We start from the raw sequence: 22,321 nt of genomic DNA on the forward strand, positions 1-22,321 counted from the left end.
GCATCTGGCCCTCCGCACGGCGAGACTCCCGTTACCGGTTCGTGACCTCAGCGGTCATCCAGGACGGTGCGGGACCCGCTCCCCCTAAACTGGGTGCCAGCCCCAACGTCCCTCCGCCGCAGCGCGGTACGTCCATCCACCTTGAGGTCCTTGCATGAGTCTGATCGTCCAGAAGTACGGCGGGTCATCCGTCGCCGACGCCGAGGGGATCCTGCGCGTGGCACAACGCGTGGTCGAGACCCAGCGGGCGGGGAACCAGGTGGTCGTGGTGGTCTCAGCGATGGGAGACACCACCGACGAGCTGCTGGACCTGTCCGAGCAGATCAACGGCGAGCCGCCGGCCCGGGAGATGGACATCCTGCTCTCCGCCGGCGAGCGCATCTCCATGTCCCTGCTGGCCATGGGCATCCACTCCCGGGGCGCCACCGCCCAGTCCTTCACCGGCTCCCAGGCCGGCATGTTCACGGACAGCCTGCACGGGGACGCCCGCATCATCGACGTCTCCCCGGACCGGGTGAAGGATGCCGTGGACGCCGGGGACATCGCGATCGTGGCCGGCTTCCAGGGCATGAGCCGTGAGTCCCGGGACATCACCACCATGGGCCGCGGCGGCTCGGACACCACGGCCGTGGCGCTGGCCGCCGCCCTGCACGCGGACGTCTGCGAGATCTACTCGGACGTGGACGGCGTCTACACCGCGGACCCCCGCGTGGTGGCCTCCGCCCGGAAGATCGACGAGATCTCCTCCGAGGACATGCTGGAGATGGCCGCGGCCGGCTCCAAGATCCTGCACCTGCGCTGCGTGGAGTATGCCCGCCGCTTCGGCGTCCCGCTGCACGTGCGCTCCTCCTTCACCCACAACGAGGGCACCTGGGTGCGCCCGAACCCCGAAGACACCATCACCATTGAGGAAGGCGAACCCATGGAACAGCCGATCGTCTCAGGCGTTGCCCATGACCGCTCCGAGGCCAAGGTCACCGTCTACGGCGTCCCGGATCTCCCGGGCAAGGCCGCCGAGGTGTTCAACGTGGTCGCCGGTGCCGGCGTGAACATCGACATGATCGTGCAGAACGTCCCCCGCGTGGAGACCGGACGCACGGACATCTCCTTCACCCTGCCGATCACGGACGGCAAGACGGCCATGGAGGCCCTCGAAGCCGCCAAGGAGGCCATCGGGTTCGAGGACGCCGTCCTCAACCCGCACATCGGCAAGCTCTCCGTGATCGGCGGCGGCATGCGCTCCAACCCGGGCGTCTCCGCCACGTTCTTCGACGCCCTGAAGCAGGCCGGCGTGAACATCGAGATGATCACCACCTCGGAGATCCGCATCTCCATCATCACGCGCGAGGACATGCTGGACACCGCCGTGCGCGCCGTGCACCAGGCCTTCGGCCTCGACGCGGACGAGGAAGCCGTCGTCCACGGCGGCACCGGCCGCTGACCGCGGCGCACCGCCGGCCGTAGGGCCGGACACACCAGAGGCCCGACGCCGGCCGCGCACCTCGCGCGGCCGGCGTCGGGCTTTGTGGTGTGTTCCCTTAAGGCGCTGTGCGGGCAGAGATCACTGGTGATCTCTGCCCGCACAGCGGGGGTGGGGGCCGCGGGTGGCCCCTGGTGGTTACTCGGTCACCACACCATCGGTGCGGGACATCAGCACGGCCACCTCACCACGGGTGATCGGGTCGTAGGGCCGGTAGGTACCGTCCTCGTAGCCGATGGAGATGCCCTCGGACGCCATCCAGGAGATGGCCTCACGGTGGGCGCTGGTCTCCGGGACGTCGGAGAAGCCCTCGTCCTCCACGGTGCCGGGCTCCGGCCCCACGGCGCGGAACACGAAGGAGGCGAACTCCCCACGCGTCACCTCGTCGAACTGACGGAAGGTGCCATCCTCGTAGCCGGTGGTGATGCCCTCGGCGCTGGCCCAGGAGATCGGCATGAAGAAGTTGCTGTCCTCCGTCACGTCGGAGAAGTCAGCCGGCTCGGGCTCACCCTCCGGATCCACATAGCGGTAGAGGAACGCCACGGACTGGCCACGGGAGATGTCCCAGTGCTTGCGGTAGGTGTTGTCCTCGTAGCCCGTGGTGATCCCGTCGCACTGCATCCACCGCACGTGGTCGTAGTACTGGGAACCCACGGCGTTGTCGGAGAAGTCCTCGAGATCGCACTCCCCGGGGCCGGGGCCGCCCTCCTCCACGGTCACGGAGACCGCGGTGCGGGTGCCCGGCGCCCACTCGACGAAGCCCTTCCAGGTGCCCGGCGTCAGCCCGGCCCACTCGACCTCGACCTCAGCGGTCTCACCGTTCTCCACGGGCGGAGTCTCCGGCAAGACGGACAGGTTGCCCATATCGCCCTCGAGCACCACCGTCTCCATGCTGGCCGGCACGGAGGCGCTGCCCGGCGAGGAGTACAGGTTGGAGACCGCGTAGTACGTCCCCGGCTCCGGGTCCGTGAGCACGAGTTCCTCGGAACCGGAGGCGGTCGCGACCTGGGTCACGGAGCCATCCGGGGCCACCACGAACAGGTCCCAGTCGGACTGCTCGTCACCGGCGGTCAGGGACCAGCTCACCGAGGTGGTCCCCTCCGCGATCTCGGTCTCGGTCACGTGGTTCGAGGCGTCGTCGTCACCGACCAGCGGACCGGGGACCTTGCTGAAGTCCTCGATCTCGGCCAGGCCCAGCCCCTCGATCTCGGGGTCGAGGTTCCCGGTGATCCCGGACTCGAGCTCGATCTCAGCGGCACCGGAGGTGCCCTCGCCGGTGATGGCGTCCTCGGCCAGGACGTCCACGGAGCGCACGGTCACCGGGGAGGTGACGGCCGTGGCGCCGGGGCGGGCCAGCGTGAAGGAGCCGTGGCTCCACACGTCGGCCTCGGCGTCGGTACGGGTCAGCGTGATCTTCACGTCGGCCGTCTCACCGGCCTCCAGGGACAGGCTGGACGGTTCGGCCGTCACCTCGTAGCCGGGAACGGACCCCTGGGCGGACCAGGTGCCGGTCTCGGTGGCGGTGACGGTCCGGGTCACGGTCGCGGCACCCAGCAGGTCATTGACCGCGATCGAGGGCACATTGACGTCGCGGCCGGCGATCTCCCCCAGGATGAGGGCGTCCCACTGGCGGGCGTCCGCCTCGTAGACCAGTCCCGGGTCCACCATCGCGGTCGGATCGGCGGAGCCGGCGCCGGTGGCGAAGTTGTCCGCGCTGGCCGAGCCGTCCGCGCCCAGGATGTCACCGGCGGAGGTCATCATGGCCGACTTCACGGCCATCGGGGACCAGTCCGGGTACTTGGCGCTCATCAGGGCGGCCATGCCGGCCAGGTTCGGCGCGGCCATGGACGTGCCGGACATCAGGCCGTAGGAATCCCCCTGGTACATGGGGTCCAGCGGGGAGACGCCGGCCAGGACGTTGACGCCCGGGGCGGCGATGTCCGGCTTGAGCAGCTCGGAGTCCACCGCGGTCGAGGGACCCCGCGAGGAGAACCCGGCGATCTGCGGCACGGGGACGGGAGCCAGGTCCGTGGTGTCCCCGACCACCAGGGTGGCCGGCTGGTCCGTGGAGGCCACCAGGTCCTTGATGGACTCGTCTGAGGTGTGCACGGTGGGCACCGAGTGCAGGTCCGCATCCTCGGAGCCGCCGCCGATGTTCACGAGCACCATGCCGACGCCGCCGGCGCGCTCCACCTCGGCGGACTTGGCCACGCGGTCGTACACGCCGCGATCACAGACCACGATCTTGCCCGCGGCTGCCGCGGGGTCGAGGGCGCCCTCGGCGCACAACCGGATCGCATCCGCTGTCCTGTCCGTGGTGATCGGCAGCCCGACCTCACTGGCCAGCACGATCTCGGCCGGTCCGACGCCCTCGGTCATGGAGGAGACGCCCCGGAACCTCTTGCCATCCGGGAACTCGACGGTGCCGGACAGCTCGTTGGAGAACGTGGAGGCAGCCACGGAGGTCAGCCACGGCGCGGAGTGGTTCACGGTCTGGGCGGTGGGGCCGGAGTTGCCGGCGGAGGCGGAGACGAAGATCCCGGCCTCGGCGGCGGACTTGAAGGCCAGGGAGACCGGATCGACCACCGAGTTGTTGGACCCGGAGATGGAGTAGTTCAGCACATCCACGCCGTCGATGATGGCCTGCTCGATCGCGGCCACGGAGGCGGTGCCGTAGCAGCCGCCGGTGTCCGGGTCCTTGTCCTCCCAGCAGACCTTGTAGACGGAGACCTTGGCCTCCGGGGCCACGCCGGAGCCCTCACCGTAGGAGGCGCCGCCGTTCATGACCTGTTCCACGCCGTGGTTGCCCGCGGCCGTGGTGGCGGTGTGGGTGCCGTGGGAGGAGATGTCGATCGGCGAGAGACGCTCGTTGGGGTCGTGCTCGGTCTCCGGGACGAAGGCCTCGAAGTCCTCCGAGTAGTACCGCGCGGAGAGCACCTTGGAGTTGCACTCGTCCCCGGCGAAGTCCTCGCCGGCCTCGCAGTCGCCGCGGAAGGTGGTGCCGTCCGCCTTGAGCATGGCGATCTGGCCGGAGTCGGTCAGGTACGGCTCGCCGACCTGGGGCTCCCCGGTCAGCGGCGCGACCGGCTCGCCGGTGAGCATCTCCTGCTCCGGGTAGTAGCCGGTGTCGATGACGCCGACGACGACGCCCTGGCCGGCTCCCTCCACGCCGCCGTAGTGCTGGTTCCAGGCCCCGCCCGAGCCGGGCAGGCCGAGGAACTCGGTGGAGGAGTAGTCCGGGGCGTACTGCTGGACCTCGGAGACGCCCAGGACCCGATCGTCCTTGGACAGCTCGCGGGCCTGCTCGGCGGTGAGCTCGGAGACGAAGGCGTTCAGGGCCGTGGTGAAATGACGTTCCACACTCAGTCGCGAGGTTGCCGAGGAGGCCACCTCGAGCTGGCGGGCCGTCAGGTGGCTGCCGTACTTCTGCACCGCGGGTGCGTCCGCGTCCAGGCCGCCGCCCTCGGTGGCCGTGGCCGCGAAGCCGGCCGTACCGCCGGTGTAGGTGGCCACCGGATCCTCCTTGAGGATCACGAAGTAGCGGCCGTCCTTGTAGTCGGCGCCGGCCTGCAGCGCCTGATCGATCGAGGGCGCAGAACCGCCCTCGGCCGGGGCCGCGACGGCCGGCATCGCCGCGAGCGGCGCGGCCAGCAGTCCGATCCCCGCCAATGTGGCGGTCAGTGACCGGCGTCGCCGGGCAGTTTTGGGGTTCCTGGACATGAACCTCGCCTTTCCTCACCAAGGTGCGTCCCGGGCACGGTTGTGCCCGGCGAGTGGTCTCCGTGGCTGCGAACGGCCGCCGCGGTGCTCGGCCGGAGAGGTCACGAGACGGTGCGGAGGCCCCTGTGAGAGCGGTGCGAGTGATGACAACCACGAAGGTGGGATGACGGCAACTTACCCGAGCCGGACGGCCAGCGGAAGGCCTGAAACGGATCTTTTACACGAAGTCCGGCGCCGCTGTCCGCCGGGTCCTCCGGGCATGCGCCGGGCGGCTCAGGACCGTACGCTGGTTGGGTGTCCCGTTCCACCCCCACCGCGCCCGCGTTTGAGCGTCCCTTCGGGCGCTCGCCCGCAGATCCCGCCGCGCGCTCCGCCGCGTCAACGGCGGGCGATCTCCGGGTGCTGCCCGCGGAGCAGTGGCGGGCCGCGGCGCAGGCCCACCAGGTGCGCATCGGCGCCTACACCGAGCCGCTGCGGGGACTGCACGCGGCCGGGGTGCGCCACCCCGTGCATGACTTCCTGTTCTCCTACTACTCCCTCACCCCCGGCGCCCTGGAGCGCTGGCACCCGGGCGCCGGCACGGTGCTCGCCGCGGATCCCGGGCCCGACGCCGGCCCGGAACCCGGCGCTGGAAGGTCACCGGCCGCCGTCGGGCACCAGGACGGCGACCGCCAGAGCTGCGGGCCCGGCACCGGGGGCGGCTGGAGGTTCTACCGGTGGGTGGCCCCGCGGCGCGGGCTGCCCGACGGCGGGTGGACGGTGGACGTGCCGGCCTTCACGGAGCGCCGGGCCTCCATGATCGACTTCGCCGGGCGGATCCTGTCCCTGACGGCGCAGCGCCCGGCGCGGCTGGCCTGCTTCGGGCTGCATGAGTGGGCCATGGCGTACCGCTCCGAGGTGCACGGGGTGCGGCATTCGACGGTGCCGCTGCGGCTCGGCGCGGAGGGGACCAACGCGGTGGTGGAGCAGAACCGGATCGGCTGCTCCCACTTCGACGCGTTCCGCTTCTACGCCCCCGAGGCCGCGCCGCTGAACGCCCTCCAGCCGACGCGCCAGACCCAGCTGGAGCTGGAGCAGCCGGGCTGCCTGCACGCCAACATGGACGTCTACAAGTGGGCCTACAAGCTGCTGCCGGCCGTCAGCTCCGACCTCGTGGCGGACTGCTTCGAGCTGGCCTGGCGGATCCGGACCATGGACATGCAGGCCTCCCCCTACGAGCTGTCCGGCTGGCGACTGGAACCGATCCGGATCGAGACCGCCGCCGGCCGCGCCCAGTACGTGCGCGCCCAGCGCGGGTTCGCCGAGGAGGCCAATGCGCTGCGGGGCCGGCTGCTGGCGGAGCTGGACGGCATCCGATGATCAGCGCGCTGCTCGCCCTGGGCTGCTGGCTGCTGTTCCGCCGGATGTGGCGGGCCGAGCCGCGGCGGCTGCGCACCGCCGCGTTGCTGCTGGTGGGCGCCTGGTTCGCGTGGGGCGCCGTGGTGGAGTTCATCGCGTACTTCTCCCCCCAGCTGCAGACCTTGCTCGGCCTGGTACTGCTGGCCCTGCCGTTCTCCGTGCTGGTGCTGGCCGGGTTCCTCATCCGCAACGGGTTACAGATGGCGCGCCGGGAGGGGCGGAGCCTGGGCAACCTGCTCTCGCTGCTGGCCGGGATCGCGCTGCTGGCGCTGCCCGTGGTGGGGTTCCTGCTGGTGGCGACCCTGCACCCGGTGGGCCTGGGTGCGGCGGCCCTGGCGTTCTTCCTCTCCGCCCAGGTGGGGCTGTCCTTCCTGACCTTCCTGGTGTTCACGGTGACCTATGCGCGGCGCCCGCCCCGCCCCGGGGCCGATGCCGTGGTGGTGCTGGGTTCCGGGCTCGTCAACGGCGCGGTCTCGCCGCTGCTGGCCTCCCGGCTGGACCGGGGCGGGCAGGCCTGGCTGGCGCAGCGGACCGCGTTGCCGATGATCCCCTCCGGCGGCCAGGGACCGGACGAACCGCGGGCGGAGGCGGCCGCCATGGCCGAGTACCTCGTGGAGCACGGGGTCCCCGCAGGACAGGTACTGCCGGAGGACCGCTCGCGCACCACGGAGGAGAACCTGCGCTTCTCTCGGGCCGTGGCGGACAGCGCCCTGCCGGAGGGGGCCGCCCCCGGACACCTGCTCGTGGCCACGAACAACTACCACGCGCCCCGCGCCGCCCTGCTGTCCCGGCGGATCGGCGTGGACGCGGACGTGGTGGGCGGGGACACCGCCGGCTACTACGTGCCGAGCGCGTACCTGCGGGAGTTCGTGGCCGTGATGGTGATGCACCGGCGCACCCAGCTGGCCCTGGCCCTCCCGGGGCTGCTGCTCTCGATCGGCCTGACGGCGCTGATGGTGATGTACCGGCTCAACTCCGGCGCCTGACCCGCGGGCAGGACGAGGGGGTCAGGAGCTGAGTGGGCCGTAGCGGTGTTCCGGGCGGCCGCGGGCGCCGTAGCGCAGCCCCAGGTGGATCTGCCCGGCCTGCGCCAGGTGGGACAGGTACCGTTGGGCGGTGGCGCGCGAGATCCCCACGGCCTCGGCCACCTCCACCACGGTGAGGTCCTCGGTGGCGGCGTTGACGGCCTCGAGCACGGACTGCTCCGTGGTCGCGGCGGCGGCGGCCGGGGCCTGCTCCGCCTCCACGAGCAGCACCCGCCGGGCCCGGTCGATCGCCACTTGGTCATGGGTCCCGCCCGCCAACAGCCGCCGGTACCGGGCGTAGGCGCGCAGGCGGTCCGCGAGCGCCTTCTCGGCGAAGGGCTTGACCAGGTAGGACAGGGCCCCGCGCCGCAGCGCCGTCCGCACCGACTCGCCCTCCCCGGAGGCGCTGAGGACGAAGGCGTCCACGTCCAGGACGCTCAGCAGGTCCAGTCCGGAGACGTGCGGCAGGTAGAGGTCCAGCAGCACGAGGTCCGGGCGGGAGTCCGCCACGGTGCGGGCCACCAGTCGGGCGTCGTGGACGGGCGGCAGCGCGGTGAACCCCGGGACGGCGTCCACGTAGCCGGCATGCATCGAGGCCACCCGGAAGTCGTCGTCCACCACGAGCACGGTCAGGTCGGTGTTCTCCGGAGTCATCTCTCGCCCTTCTGGACGCTCTCGCTGTCCCTCGCCGCGTTCAGCACCCCGGGCAGCCGCGCACAGAACACGGCGCCGCCCTCCGGTCCGTCCTCCCCCGGGCCCGCGCCGCCGGCATCGGCCAGCCACACGTCCCCGCCGCGCTGGCGGGCCAGCCGCCGCGCCAGGGAGAGCCCGACCCCGTGGCCGTGCGCCTCGTGGTCGCCGCCCGAGCGCGTCGTGGTGCCCGCGGCGAAGACGTCCAGCCCCGCCGGCACCCCGTCGCCGGAGTCCGTCACCGCCAGGTGCAGGGTGTCGCCGTCCCCCAGCAGGTCCACCTCGACCCACGGTCCGCCCGCGCCCGGGGCGAGGCCCGCGCCCGGGGCGAGGCCCGCACCCGGGCCGGCCGGGCCGGCGTCGTGCCCTTCCAGGGCCGCGCGCACGGCGTTGTCCAGCAGGTTGCCGAGCACCGCGGTCGCGTCCTGCGGGTCCACCAGCGTCTGCCAGAAGGAGGTCTCCCGCCCGACGCGCAACTGGACCCCGAGCTCGTGCGCCTGCACGCCCTTGGCGCCCACGAAGGCGCGCAGGAAGGTGTCCTGGACGGCGTCGATCCCGGGCACCGGGTCCTTCACGGGCCCGGACTCGATGACCTGCTGGAGGAACTCCTGTGCCGCGACGAGCCGGCCGGCGGCCAGCAGCCCGGACAGGGCGTGCAGCCGGTTGGCGAACTCGTGGCGCTGGGCCCGCAGGGCGGAGGCCATGGTCTCCACCGCGTCCAGCCGGCTGCCGAGGGCCTCCAGGTCCGTGGTGTCCTTGAGCAGGGCCACCCCGCCGAGGTCCACGCCGTCCCGGCGGACGGGGACCACCGAGGCGACCATGGAGGACTCGCCGACGGTCATCCGCAGGCCTCCGGTCGAGGCACCGGAGCGCAGGGTGTCCTCGATCGCCGCCTCCAGCCGGCCGGGCAGGCCGGAGTCGTCGTACCGCCGGCCCACCACGTCGTCCGGCTCGTCCCGGTGCGGCAGGTCCAGCAACAGCCGGGCCGCCTTGTTCCGCACGGTGATGACGCCCTCAGGGCTGACGCCGATCACCCCGTCCTGCACCCCGTAGAGCACGGCGGCCTGGTCCCGGGCAGAGGCGGCGATCTCGTCCGGCTCCAGGCCGAGGGTGAGCCGGCGCAGCCGGCGCTTGAGGTAGACGGCCGTGAGCACGGCCAGCCCGAGGCCCACCACCCCGACGACGGCCACGGACACCGCGGCCTGGCGCACCTCTGCGGAGACGGCGGCCACGGGCACCCCCACGCTGATCTCCCCCACCACGCGCCCGCCGTCCTCCGCCGGGTCGTCACCGGGGGACCAGACGGGCACCTTGGCCCGCACCGATTCGCCCAGGGTCCCGCGCTCGGTGGAGGTGTCCTCCACCCCGCGCAGCGCCACCGGGTCCGTGCTCACGCGCTGGCCGATGAGATCCGGGTTGGGGTGGACCAGCCGCAGCCCACGGTCCTCCGTGGCGATGACGAACAGGGCACCGGTCCGCTCGCGCACCCCCTCGAGCGTGGTCTGCAGGGGGCCGGCCGCGAGCGCCTGGACATCCAGGGTCTGCAGATCGGCCTGCTCGGCCACGAGCTCGCGGACGTCCGGGATCGAGGCCACGGAGCGGGCGATGCCGAGGGCCTGCTGCTCGGCCTGGTCGTGGATGCGCAGGGCGGTCAGCCAGACGATCGCCAGCAGGCAGATCACCAGGGTGCCGGAGACGGAGGCCAGGACGAGCCCCGTCATGCGCCCGGAGAAGGTCCCCCGGACGGGCCGCTGCTGCTGCATGCCCGTCATTCTAAGGTCTGGCAGTCCCCGTGACGCGCGCCAGGCGGCCGTGGGCAGAATGATCACAATGCGACGAATGGGTTGATCCTGCACTAGCGAGCAGAACCCGGGAACGTGGCCGTGGTCACCGTAGGGTTGCGGCAACCCGCGGCCCCGTGTCGGCGGTCACATCACGAGGTGGGGCCCGGCACGTCGGCGCCGCTCCCGACCTTCCCCGACACAGGAGAACCCATGCTCGTCCTGCTGGGCTTCGCGATGGTGGCCACCTTCATGGCCCTCATCATGACGAAGCGGATGACGCCGCTGCTGGCCTTGATCCTCGTCCCCACCATCTTCGGCCTGTTCACCGGCGCCGGGCTCGGCCTGGGGGACATGATCCTCGAGGCCATCGGCCAGATGGCCCCCACCGCGGCCCTGCTGATGTTCGCGATCGCCTACTTCGGCATCATGATCGATGTCGGGCTCTTCGACCGGCTGGTCAACTGGATCGTCCGCGTGGTCGGGCACGACCCCGCCAAGGTGGTCATGGGCACCGCCCTGTTGACCGCCGTGATCTCCCTGGACGGGGACGGCTCCACCACCTTCATCGTGGTCACCGCCGCCCTGCTGCCCGTCTACCATCGCCTGGGCCTGAGCCCCGTGGTGCTGACCTGCGTGGCCGGGCTGGCCAACGGCACCCTGAACATCGTCCCCTGGGGCGGCCCCACGGTCCGCGCGGCCGCCGCCCTGAACGTGGACGCCGGCGAGATCTTCGTGCCCATGATCCCCTCCCTGCTCGTGGGCCTCGCCGTGGTCTTCGTCTTCGCCTGGTTCCTGGGCCTGTCCGAGCGCCACCGCCTGCGCCGCGAGGACCCGGCCCGCTGGGGCCGTCCGGAGCAGCGGTTCGACGCCGGCTCCGTCACCTTCGGTGAGCCCCTGCCCACCGGGACCTCGGGCCCCTCCGGCCCCGGGGCCGGCGTCGGGCTCCTGGAGCGCACCGAGACCACGCAGACCGCTGCAGGACCGGACATGTCCGGCACGGCCCTGGACCCGGATCGCGACACCCTGCGGCCGAAGCTGTTCGTGTTCAACCTCGTGCTGACCGTGGTCATCATGGGGCTGCTGATCGCGGACATCGTGCCGCTGGCCTACCTGTTCATGATCGGCACCGCGATCGCGCTGCTGGTGAACTTCCCGAACGTCAAGAAGCAGGCCGAGGTGCTGGGCAACCACTCCTCCTCGATCGTCGCCGTGGTCTCCATGGTGTTCGCCGCCGCCGTGCTGACCGGCGTGCTCACCGGCACGGGCATGGTGGACGCGATGTCCCAGTGGCTCGTGGACGTCATCCCGGACTCGATGGGCCCGATCCTCGCCGTGCTGACCGGGCTGATCTCCATCCCGGCCACGTTCTTCATGAGCAACGACGCCTTCTACTTCGGCATCCTGCCCGTGCTGGCCGAGACCGGCGCGCACTACGGGATCCCCGCCGTGGACATGGCCCGGGCCTCCATCACCGGTCAGCCGGTGCACATGCAGTCGCCGCTCGTGCCCGCCATCCTGCTGCTGGTCTCCATGGCCAAGGTGGACCTCGGCGATCACCACAAGAAGGTGCTGTGGCGGGCGTGCATCGTCTCGCTGGTCATGCTGGCCTCCGGCGTGCTCTTCGGGGTCATCGGCATCTACAACTGACCCCTCCCCCCTCCAGGCGCAAAGTGACCCCGCCCCCACCGTTGTGACGGGGCGGGGTCACCTTATGCCTGGTCAGGAGGCGTCGCCGTCGTGGTAGAGCCAGGCGCCCTGCCGCCGCACGAAGCGGGAGGTCTCGTGCTGGGTGTGCCGGCCCGCCGGGGTGCGGAAGTGGGCGGTGAAGGTGACCGAGCCGTCGTCGTCGAAGGGACCGCCGCCGGCGGTGGACTCGACGTCCAGGCGCAACCAGCGGACCTGGTCACCCGATTCGTCCGCCGGCCCGTCCAGGGCCAGTTGCGCCGGCCGGGTCTCGGGTGCCCACGTCGCCAACAGGTAGGCCTCGGCCTCCGCCAGCTCCCCCGTGGCCGCGAGCGCGAACGCCGCGTACCGCGAGCGCATCAGGGCCTCGGCCGTCGGGGCGGCCAGGGTGCCGTCTGTGGCATACCGACCGTGGAACCGGGCGCAGCAGCCGCCATAGAGGTCGCCGCTGCCGCAGGGGCAGCGGCGCGACGTCGCGGCCGGGTCGGTGGCGGGATCCGCGGGGACGTTCGTCGGCTCGGTCATGGTTTCAGCGTAGGCCGGTCGGGCGGGGCGGTCACGGCTAGACTGGGCTGAGCCCTCACGCATACCACCGGGAGTCCTCCATGCCCACGATCGTCGTCGACGTCATGCCCAAGCCCGAGATCCTTGACCCGCAGGGCAAGGCCATCGCCGGCGCCCTGCCCCGCCTCGGCTTCACCGGCTTCGCCGCGGTCCGCCAGGGCCGCCGGTTCGAACTGACGGTGGAGGGCGAGGTCACCGACGAGGTGCTCGCCCAGGCACGGCAGGCCGCCGAGGACCTGCTCTCCAACCCGGTCATCGAGGACGTGGTCAACGTGACCGTGCTCGCGGAGGCCGCCCCGGCGGGTGAGCCCGTGCCGGCCGAGGACGCGGAAGGCCAGAACGCCTGATGACCGCACAGAGCAATCACGCCGCAGAGCTCCCCCTGATCGGGGACTTCTCCACCGCCGGACCCGTCCTGACCGGGGCGCGCATCGGCGTGGTGACCTTCCCCGGCACCCTGGACGACCGCGACGCCGCTCGCGCCGTGCGCCTGGCCGGCGGCGAGGCCGTGGCCCTCTGGCACGCCGAGCCCGAGGGCGCGCAGGCCCTGTCCGGCCTGGACGCCGTGATCATCCCCGGCGGCTTCTCCTACGGTGACTACCTGCGCGCCGGCGCCATCGCCCGCTTCGCCCCGCTGATGGACGCCATCATCGACGCGGCCGGCGGTGGCGGCCTGCCGGTCCTCGGCATCTGCAACGGCTTCCAGATCCTCACCGAGTCGCACCTGCTGCCCGGCTCGATGATCAAGAACGAGAACCTGAAGTTCCTGTGCACGGACCAGGTGCTGCGCGTGGAGAACAACACCACCGCCTGGACCCGTGACTTCACCGCCGGTGAGGAGATCACGGTGCCACTGAAGAACCAGGACGGCCAGTACGTGGCGGACGAGCGGACCCTGGACGAGCTCGAGGGCGAGGGCCGAGTGGCCTTCCGCTACGTGGGCGCGAACCCGAACGGGTCCCGCCGGGACATCGCCGGGATCACCAACGCCGCCGGCAACGTGGTGGGCCTCATGCCGCACCCCGAGCACGCCGTGGAAGCCGGCTTCGGCCCGGACTCCCCCGCGGGCATGCGCCTGGGCACGGACGGGCTCGGCATCTTCACCTCCGTGCTGGCGTCCATCGCCGGAAGCGCCGGACACACTGCCGGAACCACTGCAGGAGGCACCCAGTGACCGCTGAGACCACCGAACGCCAGTTCAACATCGACACGGTGGAGCACGCCGCCACCACCCCGGACACCGAGCTGCCCTGGGCCGAGCTGGGCCTGAAGCGCAACGAGTTCGACGAGATCGTGAGGATCCTGGGCCGGCGGCCCACCGCCGCCGAGCTCGCCATGTACTCGGTGATGTGGTCCGAGCACTGCTCCTACAAGTCCACCAAGGTGCACCTGCGCCAGTTCGGGGACAAGCTCACCGAGGACATGAAGAAGGACCTGATGGTCGGCATCGGCGAGAACGCCGGCGTGACGGACCTCGGGGACGGCTGGGCCGTGACCTTCAAGATCGAGTCCCACAACTCCCCCTCCTACGTGGAGCCCTACCAGGGCGCCGCCACGGGCATCGGCGGGATCGTCCGGGACATCATCTCGATGGGCGCCCGCCCGGTGGCCGTGATGGACCCGCTGCGCTTCGGGGCGATCGACCACGAGGACTCCCAGCGCGTGGTGCACGGCGTGGTGGCCGGGATCGGCGGCTACGGCAACTCCCTGGGCCTGCCGAACATCGGGGGCGAGACGGTGTTCGACCCGATCTACCAGGGCAACCCCCTCGTCAACGCCCTGGCCGTGGGCGTGCTGCGCCATGAGGACCTGCGCCTGGCCAACGCCTCCGGCGTGGGCAACAGGATCGTGCTGTTCGGCGCCCGCACCGGCGGCGACGGGATCGGCGGCGCCTCCGTGCTCGCCTCCGAGTCCTTCGACGACACCAAGCCGTCCAAGCGCCCCGCCGTACAGGTGGGCGACCCCTTCGCCGAGAAGGTGCTCATCGAGTGCTGCCTCGAGCTGTTCAAGAACTCCCTGGTGGAGGGCATCCAGGACCTCGGCGCCGCCGGCATCTCCTGCGCCACCTCCGAGCTGGCCTCCAACGGCGAGGGCGGCATGCAGGTGGAGCTGACCGACGTGCTGCTCCGTGACCCCACCCTGACCCCGGGCGAGATCCTCATGTCCGAGTCCCAGGAACGCATGATGGCCGTGGTCTCCCCGGAGAACGTGGCGGCGTTCGAGGACGTCATGGCCACGTGGGGCGTGGAGTACTCCTGGCTCGGCGAGGTCACGGACACCAACCGCCTGATCATCACGTGGGACGGCGAGACCATCGTGGACGTGGACCCGAAGACGGTGGCCCATGACGGCCCCGTCTACGAGCGTCCCTACCACCGCCCGGCCGCCCAGGACGCCCTGGTGGCCGACCGCTTCCGGGACTCCACCTCGGGAGCCGACCTGCCGGCGTCGGGCGATGCCTTGCGCGCCGCCGTGCTGGAGCTGATGGCCAGCCCGAACATGTGCGACAAGTCCTGGATCACCAGCCAGTACGACCGCTACGTGGGCGGCAACACCGCACTGGCCGCCCCGGACGACGCCGGCGTGGTCCGGGTGGACGAGGAGACCGGGCTCGGGGTGGCCGTGGCCACCGACGCCAACGGCCGCTACGCCTTCCTGGACCCCTACGCCGGCGCCCAGCTGGCCCTGGCCGAGTCCTACCGCAACGTGGCCACCTCCGGCGCCGTCCCGATGGCCGTCTCCGACTGCCTCAACTACGGCTCCCCCGAGGACCCCGAGGTCATGTGGCAGCTGGCCGAGGGCATCCGCGGCCTCTCGGACGCCTGCCTGGAGCTCGGCGTCCCGGTCACGGGCGGCAACGTCTCGCTGTACAACCAGACCGGATCGAAGCCCATCCACCCCACCCCCGTGGTGGCCACCCTGGGCCGGTTCGACGACGTGGGCCGCCGGACCCCTTCCGGCTTCCACCACGAGGCCGACGGCCAGGCCGTGTACCTGATGGGCGTCACCGCCGATGAGCTGGACGGCTCCGAGTTCGCGAACCTGCGCGGGCACCTGGGCGGCGTGCCGCCGCGGGTCGACCTGGCCGCGGAGAAGTTGCTCGGCGACCTGCTGGTCAACGCCTCGCGGGACGGCATGATCGACGCCGCCCACGACCTCTCCGAGGGCGGGCTCGCCGCCGCGCTGGCCGAGATGGTGCTGCGCTTCGGCGTGGGAACGCGCGTGAACCTGGGGGAGATCATGGAGCGCGACGGCGTGGACGCCTTCACCGCCCTGTTCTCCGAGTCGCAGGCCCGCGCCCTGGTGGCCGTCCCGCGCACCGAGGAGGTCCGGTTCAAGGACATGACCACCGCCCGCCGCTTCCCCGTGGCGCGGATCGGCGTGGTGGACGTGGCCTCGGAAGCCCTCGAGGTGCAGGACCAATTCACGCTGCCGGTCGAGGAGCTGCGCGCCGCCTGGTCCGCGACCCTGCCGCGGTACTTCGGCTGACCCCGTCCGGGACTCAGTAGGCGGCCGCGGCCGCGCGCTCCGCCCCGGTCAGGTCGCAGCTCCCGCTCCCGGCCCCCCGGGCGCGGCCCGGACCACCGGCACGACGTCGGCCACCGCGTCCACCGGGATCGGCCCGCCGTACACGTGGGGGAACCACTCGCCGTCGGGCCTCTGGGGGTCCCCCGGCTCCAGCATGACCCGCAGCCCGGAGCGGTGCAGGACCGCCCGGTCCAGGGTCAGGAGCACGAGGGGCCCGGTCGCGCCGGCGTAGACGGCGTCCAGGACGGTGGCGACCTGGTCCGGGCCGTCGCTGGCGTGCAGGAAGCCGACCTGCTCGATGGAGGCGCCGCGCGTGGAACGGTCATAGAAGCCGGACTTCAGCGCCCGCTCCCAGTCGGCGGCCTCGGCGATGTGCTGCAGGGACATGGGGCCCAGTGTGGCAGAGCGGCCCCTCGCTGGATAGCGTCCGGCCAGAGGTCACCAGACCTTGTTGCCGGATCGGGTCCCGGACTACGGTGATGACCATCACTCCCCCCGCACCCGCCTCGGCACCCTATCCTCTCCTCCCTGACCGGCTGGCCACGGTGCGCGTCTCAAGGAGGTCGCCGTGGGCAGTGTTGGTCTCCTCTACGTTGGCGCAGTTCTGTTCATCAACGGACTGATGTTGCTGGGCAAGATCCCGGGCAAGGCTGCCGCCCCGATGAATTACTTCGTGGGTTTCATGCAGGTCATCTTCCCGACCCTGCTGATCCTCCAGTCCGAAGGCGATCCGGCCGTGGTCCTCGGCGCCTCCGGTCTCTACCTCTTCGGCTTCACCTACCTCTACGTGGCGCTCAACCAGACCTTCAACCTGGCCGGCGAGGGCCTGGGCTGGTTCTCCCTGTTCGTGGCCGTCGTGGCCGTGGTCATGGGGTACCTGAACTTCACCTCAGTCAACGATCCGGTGTTCGGGGCCATTTGGCTCATCTGGGCCGTGCTGTGGTTCATGTTCTTCCTGGTGCTCGGACTGCGCAGGGACTCCCTGACGAGGACCACCGGGTGGTTCACCGTAATCGTGGCGCACCTGACGGGCACCGTCCCGGCCTTGCTGCTGCTGGCCGGTGAGTACCGGTCGGACTCCTTCTGGACGTGGGTCATGGGCGTCTGCGGCGTGCTCGCCCTCGCCGCCTCCGTGATGCTGGGCCGCCAGCAGGACACCCCCGCCACCGAGCCCCCACCACCTGAATCACCCCCGAGGAGGAATGCCCGTGCCGCTGTATGAGTTCCGGTGCCCCGCAGGCACCACCACGGAGGCCAGCTTCAGCATGGCCGGCGTGCCGGACACCGTCGACTGTCCGGACTGCGGCGCGCCGGCCTCACGCCGGATCAGCATCCCGAGGCTCTCCCGCACGGGATCCCCGGCGTTCCAGCTCATGGACAGCACGCGGCGCAGCGCCGAGTCGCCCGACGTGGTGGCGTCCATCCCGTCGGCAGGCGGCCCGCCGGCCGACTCCCGCCACACCCACCATCCCCTGCACCAGAAGTTACCCCGGCCGTAACGGGCCCTGAGATCACGGAGAAGAAGCACCATGCCACAGAACATGTTCCCCCTGGACTCCAGTCGGAAGTTCGAGGATCAACAACAGCTCGGCCACAACCGCTGGCACCCCGAGGTCCCACCGATCGCCACGGTGAAGCCGGGTGACAGCTTCCGGGTCGACTGCCGCGAGTGGTTCGACGGGGCGATCGTCAACGACGACTCCGCCGAGGACATCCTCAACGCCCCGTTGCTCACGGTGCACAAGCTCTCCGGGCCGTTCGCCGTGGAGGGGGCCCAGCCCGGTGACCTGCTGATCGTGGACATCCTCGACGTCGGCCCCATCCCGCAGGAGGACAGCGGTCCCCTGGCCGGCCAGGGCTGGGGCTACACCGGCATCTTCTCCAAGAACAACGGCGGCGCCTTCCTGACCGACCAGTTCCCGGACGCCTACAAGGCCGTCTGGGACTTCAAGGGCCAGGTCGCCACCTCCCGGCACATCCCCGAGGTCTCCTATGAGGGGCTGATCCACCCCGGCCTGATGGGTACGGCGCCGTCGGCCGAGCTGCTGGCGAAGTGGAACAAGCGCGAGGGCGATCTGATCGCCACGGACCCGAACCGCGTCCCGCCTCTGGCCCTGCCGCCGGAGGCAGACCACGCCGTCCTCGGCGGGCTGGACCGGGGTGAATGGCAGCGCGTCGGCTCGGAGGCCGCCCGCACCGCACCGCCCCGGGAGAATGGCGGCAACCAGGACATCAAGAACCTGTCCAAGGGCAGCCGGATCTTCTACCCGGTGTTCGTGGACGGGGCGAACCTGTCCGTGGGCGATCTGCACTTCTCCCAGGGTGATGGTGAGATCACGTTCTGTGGCGCCATCGAGATGGGCGGGTTCATCGACCTGCACGTGGACCTGATCAAGGGCGGCATGGACACCTACGGCGTGCATGAGAACGCGATCTTCATGCCCGGACGGGTGGAGCCGCAGTTCAGCGAGTGGCTGGCCTTCTCCGGCACCTCGGTCACCCTGGACGGTGAGCAACGCTACCTGGACTCGCACCTGTCCTACCAGCGGGCCTGCCTGCACGCGATCGACTACCTGGTGAAGTTCGGCTACTCCCCGGAGCAGGCCTACCTGTTGCTCGGGGCCGCTCCGATCGAGGGTCGGCTGTCCGGCGTGGTGGACATCCCGAACTCCTGCTCGACCGTCTACCTGCCGACGGCCATGTTCGAGTTCGACGTCCGGCCCTCGTCCGCCGGGCCGCACCAGATCGATCCGGGCATCGGTGCGCCGCGGGCAGCCAACGCCGCCTGATCGGGCACCGGGCGGGCTGCAGTCCGGTCAGCCGATCTGCAGCTCGCCCATCTCGTCCCAGCCCTCGCCCTCGACCTGCCGGCTGATGATCTTCGGCGTGGCGGCCAGCAGCGGGCGCATGGCCTCAAGCCCCGAGGTGAAGTGCTCGGAGTTCACGTGGGCCTCCCCGGCACCGTCCCGGAAGGCCTCGACCAGGACGAACTCGTTCGGGTCCTCCACACTGCGGGACCAGTCGAACCAGAGGTTGCCCTCCTCGGCGCGGGTGCACTCGGTGTAGTGCTTCACCCGGTCCATGAAGTGTTCGGTGTGCTCGGGCTTGACGGGGAATTTCACGACGATGAAGATCATGGTCCCAGCCTATCCAGCTCGGGCGGCGCCGCTCACCCCCGCAGGGACCGGTCGTTGCGGACCTCAATCACCGGGCAGGTGTCCATGACCACGTCCAGCCCGGCCTCCGCGGCCCGTTGCGCCGCGGCCTCGTCGATGACGCCGAGCTGCAGCCACACCGCCTTCGCCCCGACCTCGATCGCCTGATCCACGACAGCACCGACCTTCTGCGAGTTCACGAAGCAGTCCACCACGTCGATCTGCCCCGGGATGTCCGCCAGCTTCCGGTAGCCCTGCTCGCCGTGAACGTCCTGCGCCCCCAGGTTCACGGGGATGATCCCCATCCCCAGCTCGTCCCGGAGGAACTTCGAGACCCCCACCGCCGCGCGACGCGGGTTCGGGGAGAGCCCGACGACGGCCCAGCGGGCCCCGCGGTTCGTCAACAGTGCGCTGATGGTGGCCGGATCGTTGCTGTGTGCCATGGATCCACGCTATCGACCCGGGTCCGCCAAGGCGAGCGCTGGGAGGGCCCACGGTGTTGACGCCAGCCAGCGGTCGGCTCGTCAGACAGGGCTGTGATCCACACCACTATCCCCATAGACTCTGGGGTCATGTCGTCCACACCGGTGTCTTCGCACGGCCCCGGCCGCCTGCTGCCTCCCACCCTCAGTATCGACACCTCGGACCCGGACCGAGCCATGTCCGTGGGCCGCGACGTCTACCACCCCCACCGCATCCGCCTCGACTCCCGCAGCCGCAGATTCCGGATGGGCTTGAAGGCGCTCCACCTCCCGGACCTCACCCTGGGACTGCTGGAGTACGGCCACCACGTCGAGGTGATCACACCGCCCCTCCAGGACTCCTACCAGATCAACTTCACCGTCTTCGGCTCAGTCTCCATGGGGTACGGCCACCAGACCGTCCTGACCAACCGACGGCGCGCGGCGGTGCACGGCTTCACGGAGGAGACCCGACTGGAGGGCTGGGAGCACCCCGCCCGGGTGGTCGGCCTCAAGATCCCCCGGCGCACCCTGGAACAGGAACTCGAGGATCTGACCGGCGCTCCTCCCGAGACGCCCATCCGCTTCGAGGGTGATTTCGACCTGGAGACCCCGGGAGGCCAGTCCTGGCGCTCCACCGTGCAGGCCCTGGCACAGGGGCTGAACCCGGGCTCGCCCATCGCCACCCACCCGCTGATGGCCGCTCCCCTGACGCAGGCAGTGGCCCGAGGCCTGCTCCTGGCAGCGCCCCACAATCACAGCCACCTCCTGCACATGCCCCCCGGGCCCGCCCCGCCAGACGCCGTGACCGATGCCCTGGACTATCTCCGGGCCAACGCCCGGCAGCGCCTGAGCGTGGCGGAGATCGCGCTCGCTGCCGGGGTCAGCGTCCGCACCCTGCAGGCCGGGTTCCGCGACCACCTGGACACCACACCCGTGGCCATGCTGCGCCGCATCCGGCTGGAGGGTGCCCAGCGGGACCTGCTCTCCGGCCGTCCCGGAACCACCGTGGCGGCCGTGGCCCGCAGCTGGGGGTTCCACCACCCGGGCCGGTTCGCCATCCATTTCGCGCAGGCCTTCGGACGGTCCCCCTCGGAGGTCCTGGGCGGCCCCTCCTGAACTGTCCACTTTGCGCAGCGCGACCTTGTGGGAGCCGTCGGACGAGCCAAGTATGAGCCGCATCACTGTCCGCCGGGGATGCGTCCCCAGGACCCGAGGAGCCCTCATGGACCGGATCGTTCCCGCAGATGTCCCCGTCGCCGACTTCGACGCCGCCCTGGAGAAATTCCGCACCCTCCTGGGCGCCGAACACGTCATCTCCGAGCCGGACGCCCTCCGGGAGTTCGAGGACCCCTACCCCACCACGGGAGGGGATGACTTCCGGCCGGGAGCCGTGGTCTTCCCGGAGACCACCGAGGAGGTCCAGGAGCTGGTGCGGATCGCCAACGAGCACCGCGTCCCCCTGTCCCCCGTGGCCACCGGCAAGAACCTGGGCTATGGAGGTGCCGCGCCGCGTCTTGCCGGCACCGTGGTGGTCCACACCTCCCGCCGGATGGACAAGATCATCGAGGTCAACGAGAAGTACGCCTACGCCCTGATCGAGCCCGGCGTCACCTACTTCGACCTCTACAACCACATCCAGGAGAAGGGGTACAGCCTCTGGATCGATGTCCCGGACCTCGGCTGGGGCTCGGTCGTCGGCAATGCCCTGGACCGCGGCGTGGGCTACACCCCCTACGGCGACCACTGGTCCTGGCAGACCGGCCTGGAGGTCGTCCTGCCGGACGGCGACCTCCTCCGCACCGGCATGGGAGCCATGAGTACGGCCAAGACGTGGCAACTGTTCGCCTACGGCTTCGGCCCCTACCCGGACGGGCTGTTCTCCCAGTCGAACTTCGGCATCGTCACCAAGATGGGCATCGCCCTCATGCCGGCACCGCCGGCGGCCGAGACCTTCGTCATCACCTTCGATCACGAGGAGGACCTCGCCCAGATCGTGGACGTCATGCTTCCGCTGCGCATCGGGATGGCCCCGCTGCAGAGCGTGCCGGTGCTGCGCAACATCGTCCTCGACGCAGCAGCACAGACGAAGCGCACCCATTGGCTGCCCGATGGCGGCCCCTTGACCCCCGAGGTCATCCAGCGGATGAAGGACGAGCTGGACCTGGGCTACTGGAACCTCTATGCCACGGTCTACGGCCCACCGGAGCAGATCGAGTTGTTCCTGGGGATGATCAAGAACGCCTTCTCTGCGGTCAAGGGCTCACGGTTCTTCACCACCCAGGACCGGGCCGAGGACACCCCCGGCTCCCACGTGTTGCACGACCGCCACGAGATCAACCAGGGCATCCCCTCCATCAAGGAGCAACAGATCCTCGAGTGGGTCCCCAACGGCGCCCACATCGGCTTCTCCCCGATCTCCGAGCCGGACGGGGCGGAGGCTCAGAAGCAATTCGAGATGGTCCGCAACCGCTCCTACGAGTACGGGCCCGACTACGCCGCCCAGTTCGCCGTCGGTCTGCGCGAGATGCACCACATCTGCCTGTTCCTCTACGACTCTGCGGACGCCGACCAGCGCGAGCAGGTCATGACACTCGGCCGCAAGCTCGTGGAAGAGGGCGCCGAGAACGGCTACGGGGAGTACCGCACGCACCTGGCGCTCATGGACCAGGTCATGGACACCTTCGACTTCAATGACAACGCCTTGCTGCGCTTCCACGAGCGCATCAAGGACGCCCTGGACCCGAATTCCATCATGGCCCCCGGCAAGTCCGGCATCTGGGGAGCCCGCTACCGCGACGCCGGCCACCACCTTCCCCGCTGACCAGCAACT

The 22,321-nt window shown here is 70.7% G+C and carries 19 protein-coding genes; 12 read left to right on the forward strand and 7 right to left on the reverse strand.

Annotated elements, in window-relative coordinates:
- Positions 1-154: 154 nt before the first annotated feature.
- Positions 155-1,441 carry an aspartate kinase gene (locus tag RE421_RS01595; protein WP_309813204.1) on the forward strand — a complete coding sequence of 429 codons (1,287 nt, stop codon included), beginning with the start codon at positions 155-157 and terminating at the stop codon, positions 1,439-1,441.
- Between the two features lie 177 nt (positions 1,442-1,618).
- Here RE421_RS01595 and RE421_RS01600 read toward each other — a convergent pair whose 3' ends face one another.
- Positions 1,619-5,200, reverse strand: coding sequence for a S8 family serine peptidase (locus tag RE421_RS01600; RefSeq protein ID WP_309813206.1), 3,582 nt, complete (start codon positions 5,198-5,200; stop codon positions 1,619-1,621).
- Positions 5,201-5,599: 399 nt separating this feature from the next.
- Between RE421_RS01600 and RE421_RS01605 the strand changes: the two genes are divergently transcribed.
- The gene (locus RE421_RS01605) at positions 5,600-6,559 is read left to right on the forward strand and encodes a 3-methyladenine DNA glycosylase (protein ID WP_309817019.1); all 960 of its coding nucleotides are present in this window, start codon (positions 5,600-5,602) and stop codon (positions 6,557-6,559) included.
- Positions 6,556-7,584, forward strand: coding sequence for a YdcF family protein (locus RE421_RS01610; protein WP_309813209.1), 1,029 nt, complete (start codon positions 6,556-6,558; stop codon positions 7,582-7,584). The genes RE421_RS01605 and RE421_RS01610 overlap by 4 nt, the downstream gene beginning before the upstream one ends.
- Before the next feature lie 21 nt (positions 7,585-7,605).
- On the opposite strand, the gene RE421_RS01615 is transcribed toward RE421_RS01610, so the two are convergent.
- Positions 7,606-8,277: a response regulator gene (locus RE421_RS01615; RefSeq protein WP_309813212.1), complete on the reverse strand. Its 672-nt coding sequence runs from the start codon at positions 8,275-8,277 to the stop codon at positions 7,606-7,608.
- A complete protein-coding gene (locus RE421_RS01620; RefSeq protein WP_309813215.1) occupies positions 8,274-10,076 on the reverse strand; it encodes an ATP-binding protein in 1,803 nt (600 codons plus the stop codon). Before RE421_RS01620 ends, RE421_RS01615 begins: the two co-directional genes overlap by 4 nt.
- Before the next feature lie 231 nt (positions 10,077-10,307).
- Between RE421_RS01620 and RE421_RS01625 the strand changes: the two genes are divergently transcribed.
- Positions 10,308-11,744, forward strand: coding sequence for a CitMHS family transporter (locus RE421_RS01625; RefSeq protein ID WP_309813217.1), 1,437 nt, complete (start codon positions 10,308-10,310; stop codon positions 11,742-11,744).
- Positions 11,745-11,816: 72 nt separating this feature from the next.
- Here RE421_RS01625 and RE421_RS01630 read toward each other — a convergent pair whose 3' ends face one another.
- A complete protein-coding gene (locus RE421_RS01630) occupies positions 11,817-12,305 on the reverse strand; it encodes a YchJ family metal-binding protein (protein WP_309813219.1) in 489 nt (162 codons plus the stop codon).
- Positions 12,306-12,385: 80 nt separating this feature from the next.
- Here RE421_RS01630 and purS point away from each other — a divergent pair, with 80 nt between their 5' ends.
- From purS to purL, 3 genes are read left to right on the forward strand one after another with little or no spacing between them, the layout of a single operon-like run.
- Complete coding sequence (gene purS / locus RE421_RS01635) at positions 12,386-12,691, forward strand: phosphoribosylformylglycinamidine synthase subunit PurS (RefSeq protein WP_309813221.1); 306 nt, start codon at positions 12,386-12,388, stop codon at positions 12,689-12,691.
- The gene (gene purQ, locus RE421_RS01640; protein ID WP_309813224.1) at positions 12,691-13,518 is read left to right on the forward strand and encodes a phosphoribosylformylglycinamidine synthase subunit PurQ; all 828 of its coding nucleotides are present in this window, start codon (positions 12,691-12,693) and stop codon (positions 13,516-13,518) included. The genes purS and purQ overlap by 1 nt, the downstream gene beginning before the upstream one ends.
- Entirely contained in the window at positions 13,515-15,833 is a 2,319-nt protein-coding gene (purL, locus tag RE421_RS01645; RefSeq protein ID WP_309813227.1) for a phosphoribosylformylglycinamidine synthase subunit PurL, read from the forward strand. Before purQ ends, purL begins: the two co-directional genes overlap by 4 nt.
- Before the next feature lie 48 nt (positions 15,834-15,881).
- Here the strand turns inward: purL and RE421_RS01650 are convergent, their stop codons facing one another.
- The gene (locus tag RE421_RS01650) at positions 15,882-16,259 is read right to left on the reverse strand and encodes a DUF952 domain-containing protein (protein WP_309813231.1); all 378 of its coding nucleotides are present in this window, start codon (positions 16,257-16,259) and stop codon (positions 15,882-15,884) included.
- Between the two features lie 181 nt (positions 16,260-16,440).
- On the opposite strand from RE421_RS01650, the gene RE421_RS01655 reads away from it, so the two are divergent.
- The 3 genes from RE421_RS01655 to fmdA are packed head-to-tail and all read left to right on the forward strand — an operon-like array spanning position 16,441 to position 18,661.
- A complete protein-coding gene (locus tag RE421_RS01655; protein ID WP_309813233.1) occupies positions 16,441-17,094 on the forward strand; it encodes an AmiS/UreI family transporter in 654 nt (217 codons plus the stop codon).
- Positions 17,075-17,371: a zinc ribbon domain-containing protein gene (locus tag RE421_RS01660; RefSeq protein ID WP_309813236.1), complete on the forward strand. Its 297-nt coding sequence runs from the start codon at positions 17,075-17,077 to the stop codon at positions 17,369-17,371. The genes RE421_RS01655 and RE421_RS01660 overlap by 20 nt, the downstream gene beginning before the upstream one ends.
- 30 nt (positions 17,372-17,401) lie before the next feature.
- Entirely contained in the window at positions 17,402-18,661 is a 1,260-nt protein-coding gene (fmdA, locus tag RE421_RS01665; RefSeq protein WP_309813239.1) for a formamidase, read from the forward strand.
- Positions 18,662-18,688: 27 nt separating this feature from the next.
- Here fmdA and RE421_RS01670 read toward each other — a convergent pair whose 3' ends face one another.
- Positions 18,689-19,009, reverse strand: a complete 321-nt coding sequence (locus RE421_RS01670; RefSeq protein ID WP_309813241.1) for a putative quinol monooxygenase — start codon at positions 19,007-19,009, stop codon at positions 18,689-18,691.
- A 32-nt stretch (positions 19,010-19,041) separates the two neighbouring features.
- Entirely contained in the window at positions 19,042-19,470 is a 429-nt protein-coding gene (locus RE421_RS01675) for a CoA-binding protein (RefSeq protein ID WP_309813244.1), read from the reverse strand.
- A 129-nt stretch (positions 19,471-19,599) separates the two neighbouring features.
- Between RE421_RS01675 and RE421_RS01680 the strand changes: the two genes are divergently transcribed.
- Positions 19,600-20,607 carry an AraC family transcriptional regulator gene (locus RE421_RS01680; RefSeq protein ID WP_309813247.1) on the forward strand — a complete coding sequence of 336 codons (1,008 nt, stop codon included), beginning with the start codon at positions 19,600-19,602 and terminating at the stop codon, positions 20,605-20,607.
- Between the two features lie 106 nt (positions 20,608-20,713).
- A complete protein-coding gene (locus RE421_RS01685) occupies positions 20,714-22,312 on the forward strand; it encodes an FAD-binding oxidoreductase (protein ID WP_309813250.1) in 1,599 nt (532 codons plus the stop codon).
- The last annotated feature ends 9 nt before the right edge of the window (positions 22,313-22,321 follow it).

This window comes from Citricoccus sp. I39-566, assembly GCF_031432995.1.
Taxonomy (GTDB): domain Bacteria; phylum Actinomycetota; class Actinomycetes; order Actinomycetales; family Micrococcaceae; genus Citricoccus; species Citricoccus nitrophenolicus_A.

What these genes read in the sequence shown, in the direction of transcription:
- RE421_RS01595 (WP_309813204.1), top strand. Translation starts at nt 155, where the DNA reads ATGAGTCTGATCGTCCAGAAGTACGGCGGGTCATCCGTCGCCGACGCC.
- RE421_RS01600 (WP_309813206.1), bottom strand. Translation starts at nt 5,200, where the DNA reads ATGTCCAGGAACCCCAAAACTGCCCGGCGACGCCGGTCACTGACCGCC.
- RE421_RS01610 (WP_309813209.1), top strand. Translation starts at nt 6,556, where the DNA reads ATGATCAGCGCGCTGCTCGCCCTGGGCTGCTGGCTGCTGTTCCGCCGG.
- RE421_RS01615 (WP_309813212.1), bottom strand. Translation starts at nt 8,277, where the DNA reads ATGACTCCGGAGAACACCGACCTGACCGTGCTCGTGGTGGACGACGAC.
- RE421_RS01620 (WP_309813215.1), bottom strand. Translation starts at nt 10,076, where the DNA reads ATGCAGCAGCAGCGGCCCGTCCGGGGGACCTTCTCCGGGCGCATGACG.
- RE421_RS01625 (WP_309813217.1), top strand. Translation starts at nt 10,308, where the DNA reads ATGCTCGTCCTGCTGGGCTTCGCGATGGTGGCCACCTTCATGGCCCTC.
- RE421_RS01630 (WP_309813219.1), bottom strand. Translation starts at nt 12,305, where the DNA reads ATGACCGAGCCGACGAACGTCCCCGCGGATCCCGCCACCGACCCGGCC.
- purS (WP_309813221.1), top strand. Translation starts at nt 12,386, where the DNA reads ATGCCCACGATCGTCGTCGACGTCATGCCCAAGCCCGAGATCCTTGAC.
- purQ (WP_309813224.1), top strand. Translation starts at nt 12,691, where the DNA reads ATGACCGCACAGAGCAATCACGCCGCAGAGCTCCCCCTGATCGGGGAC.
- RE421_RS01650 (WP_309813231.1), bottom strand. Translation starts at nt 16,259, where the DNA reads ATGTCCCTGCAGCACATCGCCGAGGCCGCCGACTGGGAGCGGGCGCTG.
- RE421_RS01660 (WP_309813236.1), top strand. Translation starts at nt 17,075, where the DNA reads ATGCCCGTGCCGCTGTATGAGTTCCGGTGCCCCGCAGGCACCACCACG.
- fmdA (WP_309813239.1), top strand. Translation starts at nt 17,402, where the DNA reads ATGCCACAGAACATGTTCCCCCTGGACTCCAGTCGGAAGTTCGAGGAT.
- RE421_RS01670 (WP_309813241.1), bottom strand. Translation starts at nt 19,009, where the DNA reads ATGATCTTCATCGTCGTGAAATTCCCCGTCAAGCCCGAGCACACCGAA.
- RE421_RS01675 (WP_309813244.1), bottom strand. Translation starts at nt 19,470, where the DNA reads ATGGCACACAGCAACGATCCGGCCACCATCAGCGCACTGTTGACGAAC.
- RE421_RS01680 (WP_309813247.1), top strand. Translation starts at nt 19,600, where the DNA reads ATGTCGTCCACACCGGTGTCTTCGCACGGCCCCGGCCGCCTGCTGCCT.
- RE421_RS01685 (WP_309813250.1), top strand. Translation starts at nt 20,714, where the DNA reads ATGGACCGGATCGTTCCCGCAGATGTCCCCGTCGCCGACTTCGACGCC.